Consider the following 15,289-nt stretch of genomic DNA (forward strand, 5'->3'; position numbering starts at 1 on the left):
TGGAACGGAAATCACCTTCATTTGACTTAGTAGTATTCACAAAGATTCCCTTGACCATTTAGTTTTTCAACACTATGTAACCATATCCAAAACTTTTGGGTATGGTTTTGCTTTTTATCATGCTAAAATTAAGCATTCTTTTTTTGAGGAGTCAACTAGTATGAATGAACATCAATATGATAAGTATTTGCATATTAATACAGTTGGTGAACAGTATGGTTTTCCTAAACTTGCGCATTATCACCGCTACGAGCCAACGCCATATACAGGCTTAGAACAATTGTTTTCAGCCTATAAAATGCCTGATAATACAGTGTTTATTGATATGGGATGTGGGAAAGGAAGAGTTCCTATTTATGTGCATCATAAATTTCACATCCAGACAATTGGAATAGAAATGGATGCAGGCTTTTATGCAGAAGCTGAGAGTAATAAAAGGAGCTATCTTCAAAAAAATAATGCGCCAATACCCATCTCCTTTATTCATGCGATAGCGGAAGAATATATGGTTCAACCATGCGACACAGTTTTCTTTTTTTTCAATCCATTCTCTATTCATATTTTCCGTACAGTCATTCATAATATTTGGAAGTCTTATGAGCAACATATGCGTGAAATTCATATTATTCTTTACTACCCACCATATGATTATTTACAGTTTTTACTCCATGGAACACCATTTGAATTAATCCATGAGATTCATTTAGAAAATGAAAAAAATATAAACGAGCGCCTCTGTGTGTTTGCGTTAAAAAAAGCTTAGAGCACCTACTCTAAGTTTTTTTATGCTCATGCAAATCCCACCCTTTATTTTCCCGGAAATAAATATATGGTCCCTCAAAATGATAATTTAGAAGCAAGTGTTTCCAAATAAAAATGTAATTAAAGACTGGCTCTATTGAACTAAATCAGTCAATTTTCGAAAAACGGACTTCAAATAAGAGATATTTTTATAAAAAACAATTGAAAATAATAGGTTTATACAAATGTAGACTGAGAATTGATAGATTATTCTTAAATAACTAATTATACTGAAAAATCACTCTAGACTAAATATAAAGAATGTTTTACAATGTAAAAGGCTTAAATGAATAATATTTAATTCAGTTTTAGATAGTTATAAATAATTATTTTTGCTATTGAGGAATTGCATTTAATTGTTTATAATTATCAGAAATATCTAATATTTGAGAAATTTTCAGGGGGAATATAATTATGAAAGAGAACAAAAAGCTTAAAAAGTTCGGTTCACTTTTAGTTGCTTCTTCATTACTTGCTGGTGTACTTGCTGGTTGTGGTGCTGGAGATAGTTCAAGTTCAGGAGGAAGCTCATCATCAGGTGGTTCATCAGGCGGTGGTTCATCTGACGGCGAGACAATCAAAATCGGTGCAAACCTAGAGCTTTCAGGTAACGTAGCTTCTTATGGATCTTCGATTGGATTAGGCGCAGAGCTTGCTGTGAAAGAGATTAATGACAAAGGCGGTATCGATGGTAAAAAAATTGAGCTGATTAAAGTAGATAACAAATCAGAAAACTCAGAGGCAACTGCAGCAGCCATTAAACTAATAACACAGGATAAAGTAGTAGCGATGCTAGCTCCTGCAACTTCTGGTAATACAGTTGCAACAGTGCAAATTGCCAACGACAAGAAAGTTCCAATTGTTACCGGTTCTGGGACAGCCCCAAATATTACAGTAAATGAAGATGGCAGCGTTAACGAATATGCATTCCGTACTTGCTTTATTGATCCATTCCAAGGGATTGTAGCTGCAAACTTTGCCTCTAATGAATTACAAGCGAAAAATGTAGCTATTTTTGCTGACAATGCATCTGATTATGCTAAAGGTCTAGCAAAATCATTTAAAGAAACAATTACTAAAAATGGTGGTAAAGTCGTAAAAGAAGAAGCATATGTAGCTAAAGACGCTGATTTCCGTACACAGTTAACGAATATTAAAGGAGCGAACCCTGACTTCATCTTTATCCCTGGATACTATGAAGAGGTTGGTTTAATTGTTAAACAAGCGCGTGAAATGGGTATTGATGTTCCATTGATGGGCGCTGATGGCTGGGATTCACCAACATTAGTAGAGCTAGCTGGTAAGAAAGCGCTTAATAACACGTATATTACAAACCACTACTCTGCAGAAGACCCAGATCAAAAAATTCAAGACTTCGTAAAAGCATTTAAAGCTGCGAACAAGGATAAAGCACCTGATGCATTCAATGCACTTGGCTATGACTCAATCTATTATATTGCAGATGCTATTGAGCGTGCAGGCTCTACAGATGGGGAAGCAATTAAAAAAGCATTAGCAAAAACAGAAGATCTTTCTTTAGTAACAGGTACTTTCTCAGTTGACGAACAACATAACCCAATTAAAACAGCAACAGTTCTTGAATTCCAAGACGGTAAACAAGTGTTCAACTCTAAAGTTAATCCTTAATGTTTGTAGGGGGGAGGCGGGTAAACACGCCTTCCTTTTTTATGTGTAGTAGATAGCTAGAGTTTGTGAAAAACATAGATTCTAGCAAAAGGAATTGGAAAAATTTTTGATGAGGGACACAATTTATTCTGCATTCAATAATACCATGTAGAGTACGTCCCGTTTTTGCATTTTTCAAAAAGTAAAAGGAGTGAACGCTCATGGAATGGATACAGCAGCTTGTGAATGGTATTTCACTAGGTAGTATCTACGCATTAATAGCGTTAGGGTATACGATGGTATACGGGATTATTAAGCTAATTAACTTTGCCCACGGCGATGTTTTCATGATTGGGGCATTTATTGGCTTTTACGCAATTGCTAAATGGGAGCTTGGCTTTTTCCCAGCACTATTATTGGCAATGGCAATCTGTGCAATATTTGGTGTTCTCATTGAACGCATTGCGTATAAGCGTTTACGAAATGCTACACGAATTGCTGCATTAATTACTGCAATTGGTGTTTCACTATTAATCGAATATACGACGATTTTCTTCAGGGGTGCGCAACCAGCAGCCTATCCTGATGTCATTAAAAATAAATCATTTGATATTTTCGGCGTTCAAATCAGCAGTACATCCATTTTAATTTTATCTGTCGCAGTTGTATTGATGTTTCTTTTACAATTCATCGTGCATAAAACAAAAATCGGAAAGGCGATGCGTGCCGTTTCTCATGATGCTGATGCAGCGCGTTTAATGGGAATTAACGTTGATAATACCATTTCAGCAACATTTGCTATTGGTTCAGCATTAGCAGGAGCTGCTGGCGTTATCTTTGGTGTGTATTATACGAAAATCGATCCTTTGATGGGGGTTATTCCTGGAGTTAAGGCATTCATCGCAGCTGTTCTTGGTGGTATAGGAATTATTCCTGGAGCTATGGTTGGCGGCATGCTATTAGGTGTAGTGGAGTCATTAGTGAGTGCGCTCGGCTTCTCGTTATGGCGTGATGCGGCAGCATTCGTTATTTTAATTTTAATTTTAATCTTCAGACCATCGGGTATCTTTGGTAAAAACGCCCGTGAGAAAGTGTAGGTGAGCGGTATTATGAAAAAGTCTAAAGTTTTCTGGGGCTATGCCGTATTAGCGCTAGTCATCTATGCAGTTGTACAAATTCTTATTACCTCAGGTGTACTTGATATTTACTATCAAAATATGCTGATAACAATGTGTATTAACATTATGCTTGCGGTCAGCTTGCATATTGTTATTGGAATTACGGGTCAATTTTCAATCGGACATGCTGGGTTCTTAGCAGTAGGTGCATATATCTCTGCTATTATTACAACAAAGCTTATGCTACCGTTCCCATTAGCAATCTTCTTAGGAGCACTGGCTGCAGCAGTGGCAGGATTAATTGTAGGTATTCCAACATTACGATTAAAGGGTGACTATTTAGCAATTGCTACACTTGGCTTTGCAGAAATTATTCGTATTATTTTCTTAAATACGGATTATGTAGGCGGGGCAGCTGGGATGCAGGTTAAATATTTATCCAATTGGACATATGCATTCGTAGGTGTTTTTCTAACAATTCTAGTAATCTCAAATTTTACGAATTCTCGTCACGGACGCGCATGTATCTCTATTCGTGAGGATGAAATTGCGGCAGATGCGATGGGTATTAATACTACTTATTATAAAGTAGTAGCCTTCGCTATTGGTTCTTTCTTCGCCGGACTTGCAGGGGCTATATTTGCACATAATTTTTATATTATTCAGCCAACAACTTTCGGTTTCTTAAAATCATTTGATATTTTAATCTATGTTGTACTTGGCGGATTAGGAAGTCTTTCGGGCTCTGTTATTGCTGCGATCTTCCTAACTATGATTTCTGCGTACCTCGCAAACTTCCCAGAGACACGTATGATTATTTACAGCTTAGTATTAATTGTTGTTATGCTGTACCGTCCAACTGGTTTGATGGGAACAAAGGAAATTACGGATCTATTTAAGTTTGGTAAAAAAGGAGGTACAAAATAATGACTGGAAACCTTCTTATCAATGTTGAAAATATGGGCATTCAATTCGGTGGTTTAAAGGCTGTACAGGGCGTTAATATGTACCTAAATCAGGGAGAATTAGTTGGTCTTATAGGACCAAATGGTGCTGGGAAAACGACGAGCTTTAATATGCTGACAGGTGTTTATACTCCAACTGAGGGTACCATTACATTTGATGGTATAAAGCTAAATGGGCTTGCCCCATATCAAGTCACACAAAAGGGCATTAGCCGTACATTCCAAAATATCCGTTTATTTAAAGAATTGTCTGTTCTAGATAATGTAAAAGTAGCGAATCATTCGCTTGCTAAGCATACAATGTGGTCCTCCATTTTTCGCTTGCCGAATCACTTTAAAGGTGAGGCAGAAATGGAGCTTCAATCCATTGAGTTCTTAAAAATCTTTGGACTAGACATTTATAAAGATGAGCTGTCCAAAAACTTGCCATACGGAATGCAGCGTCGATTAGAAATTGCTCGTGCCCTTGCAGCAAAGCCTAAGCTGTTATTACTAGATGAGCCAGCAGCAGGGATGAACCCACAGGAAACACATGATTTAATGGAGTTAATAGCATTTATTCGAAAAGAATTCGGCTTAACCATTCTTCTTATAGAGCATGATATGAGCTTAGTTATGGGTATTTGCGAACGTATCTATGTACTGGATCATGGTCAACTAATCGCTGATGGGACACCAGAAGAAATACGCAACAATCCGAAGGTAATCGAAGCTTACCTTGGTGAGGAGGTTATCAGCTAATGCTAAAAGTACAAAATATAGATGTATTTTACGGAAATATACAAGCATTAAAGGGCCTCTCTTTAGAAGTAAACGAGGGTGAGATTGTCACATTAATCGGTGCGAACGGTGCAGGTAAAAGTACATTATTAAAAACATTGTCTGGCTTGCTAAAACCTAAGGGAGGCATTATTGAATATGAGGGCTTCTCTATCGCAGGAAAGGCAGCTCAGTCTATTGTGAAATCTGGTATTTCGCATGTTCCCGAGGGACGTCGTGTCTTTGCTAATATGTCAGTAGAAGAAAACTTGGAGCTTGGAGCTTATCTTCGTAATGATAAGGCAGGGATAAAAAAAGATATGGATCATGTCTTTGAGCTATTCCCACGTTTACTAGAGCGTCGTAAACAACAATCAGGGACATTATCTGGCGGTGAGCAACAAATGCTTGCAATGGGGCGTGCATTAATGGCTAAACCCAAGCTGTTATTAATGGATGAGCCTTCAATGGGGCTTGCGCCGCTCATGGTAAAAAATATTTTCAATATTATTGAGCAGGTCAATAAAGAGGGTACTACGGTATTGCTTGTTGAGCAAAATGCCAATATGGCACTGTCAGTAGCTAATCGTGCATACGTATTGGAAACAGGGCGTATTGTTCTTTCTGGTACAGCAAAAGAGCTACAAGAAAGTGAACAAGTAAAGGCAGCATATTTAGGCGGCTTATAAGAGGAAGAAGGCATCTCCATGTAGAGGTGCCTTTTTGCGTGTGGAAAATCAAAGAAGCGACGGATAGCAGTAGCATTCTTCCTTTATAATTTGGTAAGGTGAAATTAAAGGAGTGAGGTTATGAAGTATTCAGCGCAATATTTTATAGAAAAATTAAATTTGGCGGAGCACCCTGAGGGAGGATATTATAGATCTTCGTTTCGAGCTTCAGAGGATATAGCGGTTAGAGAAGTAGAACGACCAATTTATACTAGTATTTATTTCTTACTACGTTCGCAGGATATCTCGCATTTGCATCGTTTGAAATCAGATGAGCTTTGGTATTATCATGCAGGAAGTCCTCTGACAGTACATATGATTTTTCCAGATGGTACATATGAGGCACACAAATTAGGCTTAAATGTTGAAGAAGGGGAAGTACCGCAAGTAGTTGTGCCGAAAAATACTATTTTTGGCTCATCTGTAGAGGAAGCAGATACATTTAGTTTAGTTGGCTGTATGGTGGCACCAGGCTTTGATTTTGAGGACTTTGAATTATTTACACAAGATGAGCTTTTAGCTGATTATCCTCAGCATGAGGGTGTTATTCGAAAAATGGCTTATCAATCGATTCGATAAAAAGTAGCCGTCTCAGTTAATCGTGAGACGGCACATACTGTTTACCACAAAATTTTTTCAGGGTAATTGGTCATTATTTCAATATCATGCAATGCTTTTTTTGTAGAAATAGCAGCTTCCATTAATTGAGATTTAAGTGACATATATTCCTCATCCTCTAACATAATGCGCAGAGCAAATGCTGCTAGATGTGCTTTTCGTTCCTCCCAGCTTAATTGAATATACTCTAGATTCAGTACATCAATATACTGTGTAGCATAGCGAAAAGTTAAGGGGTTTTTTGTATGCAACATTCTTAAAAATACTAAGTATTCTTCCTCATTGAGTTCTTGTTCAAGACAATCTGCAACCGCTGCTTGGAACTTCCGTATAGCAGCAACATTAATATTCCAATCAGAAGAATCGATTAACTCTTTGTGCAGTTGAATGAAGTCGTTTAATGCAATGGCCATAAAAATAAGCTCAGGCCAAAGTACCTCCGTTGAGAAATAGGCGTTTTTATTTGGGAAAATTAATTCATGCTGTGTCAGTACACTTTTATTAAGTCCATTACTGACAAATTCCAGTTGACGCTCTCCCTTAGTAGTTTGTCGTAAATTGTAGCAAACATTCAAGATGCGAAGACGTGAACCTTGATAATCATAATATTTGTTTTCATCCCCTGTTATTTTGTGAATAGCATTTATAAGCTCATCTAAATCCCAAAAGTCACCGCTAATACGTGCTCCTGTTAACAATTCAGTACTCTGTATTGAAAGCATAATTCTCTCCCCTTACAATGCTTTATTTAGGTGTGTATTGAAGTAGTTTGAATAGTTCTGCTCTTTCCTTGTCCGTTAAATCGCGCCATTGTCCAACCTTTAAATGACCAAGTTTGATATTCATGATACGAATTCGCTGTAGACGCTTAACCGAATAACCGAGAGCTGAACACATACGGCGTATTTGACGATTTAGACCCTGTTCTAAAATTATTTTAAAGACTTTATCTGATATTTTTTCAACATGGCATGGCAAGGTTGTGGTATCCAAAATATCTACACCAGTCCCCATTTTCTTGATAAATGACTCCGTAATTGGTTGATCAACTTGCACAATATACTCTTTTTCATGATGGTTTTCTGCGCGGAGAATTTTGTTTACTATATCTCCGTCATTTGTTAATAATAACAGTCCCTCTGATTCCTTATCCAGACGTCCGATATGGAAAATTCGTAGAGGGTGATTGATAAAATCAACGACATTCCCATTTATATGACGTTCAGTTGTACTAGTGATACCAACCGGTTTGTTTAAGGCAATATATACAAGCTGTTCTTCCTTTTTTACCTCTTTTCCATCAACACAAACAACATCCCCAGCTTTGACTTTACTGCCTACAGTAGCGAGCTCTCCATTAATGGTTACTTTACCTTCTTCAATCCATTTATCCGCACCACGGCGAGAGACGATGCCAGTTTCACTTAAATATTTATTAATACGCATATTGTTCTCCTATACATTTATATAATTTAAGTATACATTATCGTTGGTGACACCGTGAATGCTAGAAGCTTTTCTAGTAAAAATAAATTACTCGTAAAATTTTTAAAAAAGTTGAAATTATTTTTCGTTTCTGACAATATATTGAGTAAGAGGGTTTCTATGAAAATATTGTTATTACGATATATAATAATAGTTTTTGTAGATATTTTCTCATTATTTTGTGTAAAGGGGAGAAGTAAAATGGTTTATGCATTTCCAAACACTGAAGGATCGGTAGTTCAATTCAAAGAGAAATATGATAATTATATTGGTGGAGAATGGACACCCCCTGTGAAAGGTCAATACTTTGATAATATCACTCCAGTTACTGGACAAGTTTTTACACAAGCAGCACGTTCCACAGCTGAGGACATTGAACTTGCACTTGATGCAGCACATGCAGCAAAAGATACGTGGGGTAAAACATCCGCAACAGAGCGTGCAAACATTTTACTTAAAATTGCGGACCGTATGGAGCAAAATCTAGAAAAGCTAGCCGTTGCCGAAACATGGGATAATGGGAAAGCGGTACGTGAGACATTAAATGCAGATATCCCTCTAGCAATTGATCATTTCCGCTATTTTGCGGGTGCTTTACGTGCACAAGAAGGTGCAGTAAGCCAAATCGATAATGATACAGTTGCTTACCACTTCCATGAGCCAATTGGAGTAGTTGGTCAAATTATTCCTTGGAACTTCCCGCTATTAATGGCTGTTTGGAAGTTAGCACCTGCACTTGCAGCTGGAAACTGTGTGGTGTTAAAACCTGCTGAGCAAACACCAGTTTCGATTATGGTGCTTCTTGAATTAATAGAAGATTTATTGCCATCAGGTGTCCTTAATGTTGTGAATGGCTTTGGTCTAGAGGCAGGAAAGCCACTAGCATCTAATCCTCGCATTGGTAAAATTGCCTTTACGGGTGAAACAACAACAGGTCGCCTAATTATGCAATATGCTTCACAAAACCTTATTCCAGTTACATTAGAATTAGGCGGTAAGTCACCAAATATTTTCTTTGAGGATATTATGGATAAAGATGATGCCTTTTTAGATAAAGCAGTAGAGGGCTTTGTGCTATTCGCACTTAACCAAGGGGAAGTATGTACATGTCCTTCTCGCGCATTAATTCAAGAATCTATTTACGATAAATTTATGGAGCGTGTATTACAACGTGTAGAAGCAATTAAAGTCGGAAATCCACTTGATCCAAATACAATGATGGGTGCTCAGGCTTCAAGCGAGCAAATGGAGAAAATTCTTTCTTACTTAGATATTGGTAAGCAAGAAGGCGCTGAATGTCTAATTGGAGGGGAGAAAAACAATGTAGGTTCAGGCTTTGAAAATGGCTACTACATTAAACCAACTGTCTTCAAGGGGAATAATAAAATGCGTATTTTCCAAGAAGAAATCTTTGGTCCAGTTGTTGCTGTCACAACGTTTAAAACAAAAGAGGAAGCATTGGAAATTGCGAATGACACATTATATGGTTTAGGTGCAGGTGTATGGACACGTGATATGAATACAGCATATCGATTTGGTCGTGGTATTCAAGCAGGACGTGTTTGGACAAACTGCTACCATGCTTATCCTGCACATGCTGCATTCGGTGGCTATAAAATGTCAGGTATTGGTCGAGAAAATCATAAGATGATGTTATCTCATTACCAACAAACGAAGAACTTATTAGTTAGCTACAGTGAAAACAAACTAGGTTTCTTCTAATCCGTAGGGAGGTGCATGAGCGTGGTCGAGCGTGTTTTAGCAACAGAAGAAGCGCTGGCACTAATCGAATTATTGCAAGAAAAGCATGGGCCTGTTATATTTCATCAATCAGGTGGGTGCTGTGACGGATCTTCACCGATGTGTTACCCAAATGGTGACCTTATATTAGGTGATCAGGATATTTGCCTTGGGGAGATTGGTGGCACACCCTTTTATATGCATAAAAATCAATATGATTATTGGAAGCATACACAAATAATTTTAGATGTGGTTGATGGTCGAGGCGGTATGTTTTCATTAGAAGGTGTTGAGGGAAAGCGATTTTTAACAAGATCAAGAGCCTTTTCCACAGATGAGTTAAAGGAACTGGGATTAATTTAAATCTTTTTTGTACTAAGAATCGCTCCATGTAATGGATAAGCACATAAACGTTGAGAGACGTAAAGTCATGTGAAAACAGCGGCAAAGGTGAGGTGCCGCTGTTTTTTCTATGTTAATTTTTCTGAAAAAGTGTATGTAGGGCTATATTTCTTGGAGAGTTACGTAACAGTAAAAATTGCTGTATTCGGTCTTGTAGAGTTACTGTGAATAAAGATTTTCTACTGGTTATGTTATTCAATATAATTACCTCCATTCTTTATTCTTTATTTGTTATTTCCATTAAACCATATAAAATCGGGTAACATACATTAAATTAAGCTTACTTTTTATGTTAATTGTTACAAATCGGAGATATTTTAAGAATGTGAAAAATACGTGGAGTTTGTCGAAAGATCAGAGGATAAGCAGTACATGACCTCGTATTGACCTAGGTATTTGTGACAGCAGCTAGGGAAAACAAACTCTGTATTGGTATTGGGTCATATAGGCTGAATCCCTTCAATTGGATTTTATGTATATAATTGAAAAAAGGAGTGTGCTGAATATGGATTATGTGATGATTGAAAATCAATTTACTCAAACAGTGGAAGCAGTTTCGAAGGCTGCGGGATGGACAGTTGATCGTAAAATTATCTTAGCAATCGCTAGCAAATATGTGGCATCAGGGAAGAGCTTTGATTCCGTTAAATATAAAGAAGTGTTACAAGAAATGAAGAAGCAATCGTCATGGATGTCCCCTTTAAGAACAACGGTAGGGTATAGTATTGCTGAAAATTTGATGGAGCAAGATGATATAGAGCATGCTGTTAAAAATTTGCTAACAAACGTCACTATAATGAAGGAAGTCAAATTTAGAAGTGGTAATTATACCTTTATAGGAGCTCAGTTTTTAACTGAAGAGGAAAGTGAAAAACATGCACATGCACAGTCAGCACGAGCTTTATTTGAAGAAATTCGCAAGCATCATCGATTTTTAACGTCCTATGAGGATATCCCGTATGCTGTATTATTAAGTAGCTCAATGGATGATGTTGAAGTACGGGCAGAAACGATGAACCGTTACTATAAAGAATTACGTACGTACAATTTTAATGCTGGCAATGAACTGCAATGGTTATCACAGGTACTGACTTTCTTATCTCCTCAATACGATAATAAGCTGGTGCCAAGTGTTGTGACGATTCGCGATACATTAAAAAAACAGGATGTTAAAGTTAAAACGATGCATTACCCATTGCTTGGTTTTTTAGCCATTCTTGAGGTAAATAATGTTCACCTTCAACAAATTATAGATTTATATCATGAATTAAAGGGCATGAAGCTTTTGAAATGGCATCGTGAATTTGTATTATTTATGGCTATCCAAATTGCTATTTATGATATAGCAAAGGTGCAACAATCTTTATCCATGACGATCATGTCATCCATTGAATTATTAATTCAAGCACAACAGGCAGCAATGTTAGCAGCAGTTACTGCGGCTACTGTAGCATCTAGTTCAAGTTCTTCGTGATAAAATAAAGAAGAATATGATTTTATGGAGGTGCAATTGAAGGATGAAGGAAACAAAACTTTGGATCAATGGTCAGTGGCAGGATGCACAGAAAACATATGAGCTGAGTTCCCCATTTAGCGGTGAGGTTATTGCAAAGGTTGCTAAGGCGTCAATTGCAGATGTTGAACTGGCGATAGAAGGTGCCCAGGAAACATTTCAAACCTTTAAAAAGACAACAGCTTATGAACGAGCGGAAATATTATATAAAGTTGTCCATATCATGCGGCAGCGTAAGGAAGAATTTGCTGAAATTTTAGCTTTAGAGGCAGGAAAACCTATATCAGCAGGCTTGATGGAAATAGAACGTACAATAGCAACCTATCAATTTGCTGCAGAGGGGGCAAAGCAGGCTAAGGGCGAAACAGTCCCAATGGATGCTGCGCCTGGAGCAGGTGATCGTATTGGCTGGACAAAACGAGAACCAATCGGAGTAATATCTGCTATTACGCCATTTAATTTCCCGTTTAATTTAGTAGCACATAAACTAGGACCTGCCTTTGCAGTAGGAAATACAGTTGTATTAAAGCCAGCAACACAAACACCATTAAGTGCGATTGTAATGGCAGAGATTTTTAAAGAGGCAGGTTTACCTGATGGAGCTCTTCAAATATTGACAGGTAGCGGCGGAGAACTCAGTGATACACTCGTTACACATCCGCTTGTGAAAAAGCTGACTTTCACAGGAAGTGGTAAGGTTGGCTTGGGTATTAAAGAGAAGGTCGGTTTGCGGAAAGTAACGTTAGAGCTTGGTTCTAATGCTGCAGTTATTGTCGAGCCTTCGACACCAATTGATAAAATTATAGCCCGTTGTGTTGGAGGTGCCTTTAATTTTGCTGGACAAGTTTGCATTTCATTACAACGAATTTATGTGCATTCTTCGATCATTGATGATTTTACAAAGGCTTTTGTAGCAGAAACAGAAAAATTAGTGGTAGGGGATCCATTAGACAGAAATACCGATGTGAGTGCAATGATTCATCCAAATGAGGTGGAACGCATTCGCCAATGGATTGAGGAAGCAAAAGAACAAGGTGCGGTAGTCGCAACAGGGGGAACATTCACAGAAAGAACATTAACGCCGACTGTTATGACAAACGTTACTCCTGATATGAAAGTTGTTTGTCAGGAAACTTTCGCACCAATCGTCTCAATTGTTTCATATGAAACATTAAACGACGCTATTCGACTAGTAAATGAGTCAGAACTTGGCTTAAATGCAGGAATATACACGAATGTATTGTCAGATGCACTATATGCAGCGGATGAGTTACAGGCAGGAGCTGTTATTATTAATGATATTCCGACATTTAGAGTGGATAATATGCCTTATGGCGGCGTAAAAATGAGTGGCTATGGTCGCGAAGGGATTAAGTGGGCGATAGAAGAAATGACAGATATGAAATTTATCACGATGAAAAAATCATTCTAATTTGCATCAGCTTCTTTTCTGCGTTACGATGACGAAAGAACATTCATGAAGGGAAGTTGCAAGAATTATGACAAACAACGCTGTGCCAATGAGTCAGTCACGTACTGTTCAAACGCGTCTTGTGTTACCGCCAGATACTAATAACCACAATTCCATTTTTGGTGGAAGAGTGTTAGCTTATATTGATGAAATTGCTGCTGTTACGGCAATGAAACATGCTAAAGGGCATGTTGTGACAGCCTCTATTGATTCAGTTGATTTTTTATCAGCTGCCCATGTAGGGGATATTTTAGAAATTGAGAGTATTGTTTCATCAACAGGACGTTCTTCAATGGAGGTCTATGTTCGAGTTATTTCTAGAAACATTGAAACTGGTGAGGAAAAATTAACGACAGAATCATTTGTAACGATGGTTGCAGTAGATGATGATGGGAAGCCGAAGCCAGTTCCTTCAATCTACCCTGAGACAGATGAAGAAAAACGTCTTTTTGAAACGGGACCAGTGCGACGAGAGCATCGTAAACAAAAACGTTCATTACCACACTAAAGAAGAGGGAGATTGACAAGCTGTAGTCAATCTCCCTTTTTACGTTTTTACATATTTAATTCATTCACGACATTAATGAGGGAGTCAGATGAAGAAGAAACAAGTGTGGCACCTTGAGATAGTTCAGTAATTAAATTAGAAATGGCAGAAATATCTCTTGATGTATTGACATATTGCTGTTGAATACCAGATACAGCTTCTGCAATATCATTAAAGGATTTGGATAGGCTATTTTGTGTGTCTACACTATGTTGAATTTTTTGATCCACGTTAATAACTGAATTCGACATGGTTGTAATATTACTTTCTGTTTCTTTAATGAGATGGGAAACATTTTGTACAGCATTTTTTGTCTCTTCAGCAAGCTTCCGAACTTCCTCTGCCACAACAGCAAAGCCTTTACCATGTTCCCCAGCACGAGCTGCCTCAATAGATGCATTTAATGCTAATAAATTTGTTTGATCGGCAATACCTGTTACGAGTCCAACAATTTCTGAAATCTTTTGAGAGGAGGTGCGTAACTGATTCATTGTGACCTCAAGACCATTCACACTTTGTAAAATAACCTGTATTAAATCGTTTTGCTCCTGTAACTGCTGTTGTCCGCGTCCAGATTTTTCCTTCGTATCAGCAACGAAGCTTAAACCTTGCTTAGTAGCTACTGCAATATCATCTGTTTGAGAGGAGATTACTAATAGGGAGGCGGCTGTTTCTTCACTAATAGCGTTCAGCTCCTCAGCAGTACTTTGAATAGTTGTTACAAGTGCGTGTTTTGTTTCATCTGCTGCCGTGCGAATACGTTCTTCCTCTTTTTCGTAGGCTTCAATGACAAGCTGTTGCTCAAAGTTAATAATTTTACAGAAGGCATTGATGGCAAGAATCGCATCATGCTTAGAAATATCCAAATTGTTAGCAAAGTTTGTAAATGTTGAAGTTAAAGACTGGAATGAGGCGATATACCATTTTGATTGAAGGCCGATTCGAACGTGGGTTTCTGCTATTGCCTTTCGTTCGTCAATATATGAGTCGTCGATACGGCTTTCGAAAATATCACTAAGATGCTTATGTAAAGTAACCTTTAAACGATCAATCTGTGAAGTTCTATTAATAATATCTAATAAATCTTGGCTTAAACTAATGGCTGCATAGAATTGATTGACCATTTCAGGGATTAGATCCTTTGCTAAAGGCTGTATCTGTTTAATAATTGCTAAGTCTTCAACTGTTAAATTTAAAAGTTGTAATTGTTTTTGAAGTTTTGGATGGTTAGAGACATCTAACTGTACATTTTTTTTATAATTTTCAGGTGCTAATGTAATTGAGTAGCTAGAATCGCTCTTTTTTGTAAACCAACTCATTGTTGTTTGCTCCATTCTTTATAAATCCATTTTATGTATATAAATGTAAAGTAAACTTAAACTGTTTGCCCCTCATTGGAATTGCTTCGTTTGTAAATTTGCGAAATATATGGTATTTAATCTATTCTACTATTTTTTGTAGCATATTTGGTTAAAATTTTCGTTTATTTCTTATTATTTTTTAAGCCTTGTAAGTG

At 37.4% G+C, this 15,289-nt stretch carries 15 protein-coding genes; 12 read left to right on the top strand and 3 right to left on the bottom strand.

Annotation, left to right across the window (positions count from 1 at the left end):
• Positions 1–160: 160 nt before the first annotated feature.
• The 7 genes from AC1RNS_RS16850 (at position 161) to AC1RNS_RS16880 (ending at position 6,576) form a co-directional block, all read left to right on the top strand.
• Complete coding sequence (locus AC1RNS_RS16850) at positions 161–763, top strand: class I SAM-dependent methyltransferase (protein WP_492994324.1); 603 nt, start codon at positions 161–163, stop codon at positions 761–763.
• A gap of 452 nt (positions 764–1,215) precedes the next feature.
• Positions 1,216–2,448, top strand: coding sequence for an ABC transporter substrate-binding protein (locus AC1RNS_RS16855; protein WP_492994325.1), 1,233 nt, complete (start codon positions 1,216–1,218; stop codon positions 2,446–2,448).
• A gap of 200 nt (positions 2,449–2,648) precedes the next feature.
• Positions 2,649–3,524, top strand: a complete 876-nt coding sequence (locus AC1RNS_RS16860; protein ID WP_427548592.1) for a branched-chain amino acid ABC transporter permease — start codon at positions 2,649–2,651, stop codon at positions 3,522–3,524.
• Positions 3,525–3,536: 12 nt separating this feature from the next.
• Positions 3,537–4,472: a branched-chain amino acid ABC transporter permease gene (locus tag AC1RNS_RS16865; protein ID WP_427548590.1), complete on the top strand. Its 936-nt coding sequence runs from the start codon at positions 3,537–3,539 to the stop codon at positions 4,470–4,472.
• On the top strand, positions 4,472–5,251 hold the full coding sequence (locus AC1RNS_RS16870) for an ABC transporter ATP-binding protein (RefSeq protein WP_492994328.1): 780 nt from the start codon (positions 4,472–4,474) through the stop codon (positions 5,249–5,251). Before AC1RNS_RS16865 ends, AC1RNS_RS16870 begins: the two co-directional genes overlap by 1 nt.
• Complete coding sequence (locus AC1RNS_RS16875) at positions 5,251–5,958, top strand: ABC transporter ATP-binding protein (protein WP_283870102.1); 708 nt, start codon at positions 5,251–5,253, stop codon at positions 5,956–5,958. The genes AC1RNS_RS16870 and AC1RNS_RS16875 overlap by 1 nt, the downstream gene beginning before the upstream one ends.
• A gap of 120 nt (positions 5,959–6,078) precedes the next feature.
• Positions 6,079–6,576: a cupin domain-containing protein gene (locus AC1RNS_RS16880; RefSeq protein WP_492994330.1), complete on the top strand. Its 498-nt coding sequence runs from the start codon at positions 6,079–6,081 to the stop codon at positions 6,574–6,576.
• A 41-nt stretch (positions 6,577–6,617) separates the two neighbouring features.
• Here the strand turns inward: AC1RNS_RS16880 and AC1RNS_RS16885 are convergent, their stop codons facing one another.
• A complete protein-coding gene (locus AC1RNS_RS16885) occupies positions 6,618–7,337 on the bottom strand; it encodes a DUF6904 family protein (RefSeq protein WP_492994331.1) in 720 nt (239 codons plus the stop codon).
• Positions 7,338–7,359: 22 nt separating this feature from the next.
• A complete protein-coding gene (gene rluF / locus AC1RNS_RS16890; protein ID WP_492994333.1) occupies positions 7,360–8,061 on the bottom strand; it encodes a 23S rRNA pseudouridine(2604) synthase RluF in 702 nt (233 codons plus the stop codon).
• Between the two features lie 240 nt (positions 8,062–8,301).
• On the opposite strand from rluF, the gene adh reads away from it, so the two are divergent.
• The 5 genes from adh (at position 8,302) to AC1RNS_RS16915 (ending at position 13,734) form a co-directional block, all read left to right on the top strand.
• Positions 8,302–9,822 (top strand): aldehyde dehydrogenase, encoded by a 1,521-nt coding sequence (gene adh / locus AC1RNS_RS16895; protein ID WP_492994334.1) that lies wholly within the window; start codon positions 8,302–8,304, stop codon positions 9,820–9,822.
• 21 nt (positions 9,823–9,843) lie between these two features.
• On the top strand, positions 9,844–10,203 hold the full coding sequence (locus AC1RNS_RS16900) for a DUF779 domain-containing protein (protein WP_492994335.1): 360 nt from the start codon (positions 9,844–9,846) through the stop codon (positions 10,201–10,203).
• A gap of 544 nt (positions 10,204–10,747) precedes the next feature.
• Positions 10,748–11,716: a DUF4003 family protein gene (locus AC1RNS_RS16905; RefSeq protein WP_492994337.1), complete on the top strand. Its 969-nt coding sequence runs from the start codon at positions 10,748–10,750 to the stop codon at positions 11,714–11,716.
• A 43-nt stretch (positions 11,717–11,759) separates the two neighbouring features.
• Entirely contained in the window at positions 11,760–13,187 is a 1,428-nt protein-coding gene (locus tag AC1RNS_RS16910) for an aldehyde dehydrogenase family protein (RefSeq protein WP_492994339.1), read from the top strand.
• A gap of 67 nt (positions 13,188–13,254) precedes the next feature.
• Positions 13,255–13,734, top strand: coding sequence for an acyl-CoA thioesterase (locus AC1RNS_RS16915; protein ID WP_492994340.1), 480 nt, complete (start codon positions 13,255–13,257; stop codon positions 13,732–13,734).
• Between the two features lie 47 nt (positions 13,735–13,781).
• Here the strand turns inward: AC1RNS_RS16915 and AC1RNS_RS16920 are convergent, their stop codons facing one another.
• The gene (locus tag AC1RNS_RS16920; RefSeq protein ID WP_492994341.1) at positions 13,782–15,092 is read right to left on the bottom strand and encodes a protoglobin domain-containing protein; all 1,311 of its coding nucleotides are present in this window, start codon (positions 15,090–15,092) and stop codon (positions 13,782–13,784) included.
• Positions 15,093–15,289 lie beyond the last annotated feature (197 nt).

The organism is Lysinibacillus sp. GW821-FHT14F06, from assembly GCF_058803665.1.

Excerpts from the sequence above, each read along its gene's own strand:
- AC1RNS_RS16850 (WP_492994324.1), top strand. The coding sequence starts at position 161 with ATGAATGAACATCAATATGATAAGTATTTGCATATTAATACAGTTGGT.
- AC1RNS_RS16855 (WP_492994325.1), top strand. The coding sequence starts at position 1,216 with ATGAAAGAGAACAAAAAGCTTAAAAAGTTCGGTTCACTTTTAGTTGCT.
- AC1RNS_RS16860 (WP_427548592.1), top strand. The coding sequence starts at position 2,649 with ATGGAATGGATACAGCAGCTTGTGAATGGTATTTCACTAGGTAGTATC.
- AC1RNS_RS16865 (WP_427548590.1), top strand. The coding sequence starts at position 3,537 with ATGAAAAAGTCTAAAGTTTTCTGGGGCTATGCCGTATTAGCGCTAGTC.
- AC1RNS_RS16870 (WP_492994328.1), top strand. The coding sequence starts at position 4,472 with ATGACTGGAAACCTTCTTATCAATGTTGAAAATATGGGCATTCAATTC.
- AC1RNS_RS16875 (WP_283870102.1), top strand. The coding sequence starts at position 5,251 with ATGCTAAAAGTACAAAATATAGATGTATTTTACGGAAATATACAAGCA.
- AC1RNS_RS16880 (WP_492994330.1), top strand. The coding sequence starts at position 6,079 with ATGAAGTATTCAGCGCAATATTTTATAGAAAAATTAAATTTGGCGGAG.
- AC1RNS_RS16885 (WP_492994331.1), bottom strand. The coding sequence starts at position 7,337 with ATGCTTTCAATACAGAGTACTGAATTGTTAACAGGAGCACGTATTAGC.
- rluF (WP_492994333.1), bottom strand. The coding sequence starts at position 8,061 with ATGCGTATTAATAAATATTTAAGTGAAACTGGCATCGTCTCTCGCCGT.
- adh (WP_492994334.1), top strand. The coding sequence starts at position 8,302 with ATGGTTTATGCATTTCCAAACACTGAAGGATCGGTAGTTCAATTCAAA.
- AC1RNS_RS16905 (WP_492994337.1), top strand. The coding sequence starts at position 10,748 with ATGGATTATGTGATGATTGAAAATCAATTTACTCAAACAGTGGAAGCA.
- AC1RNS_RS16910 (WP_492994339.1), top strand. The coding sequence starts at position 11,760 with ATGAAGGAAACAAAACTTTGGATCAATGGTCAGTGGCAGGATGCACAG.
- AC1RNS_RS16915 (WP_492994340.1), top strand. The coding sequence starts at position 13,255 with ATGACAAACAACGCTGTGCCAATGAGTCAGTCACGTACTGTTCAAACG.
- AC1RNS_RS16920 (WP_492994341.1), bottom strand. The coding sequence starts at position 15,092 with ATGAGTTGGTTTACAAAAAAGAGCGATTCTAGCTACTCAATTACATTA.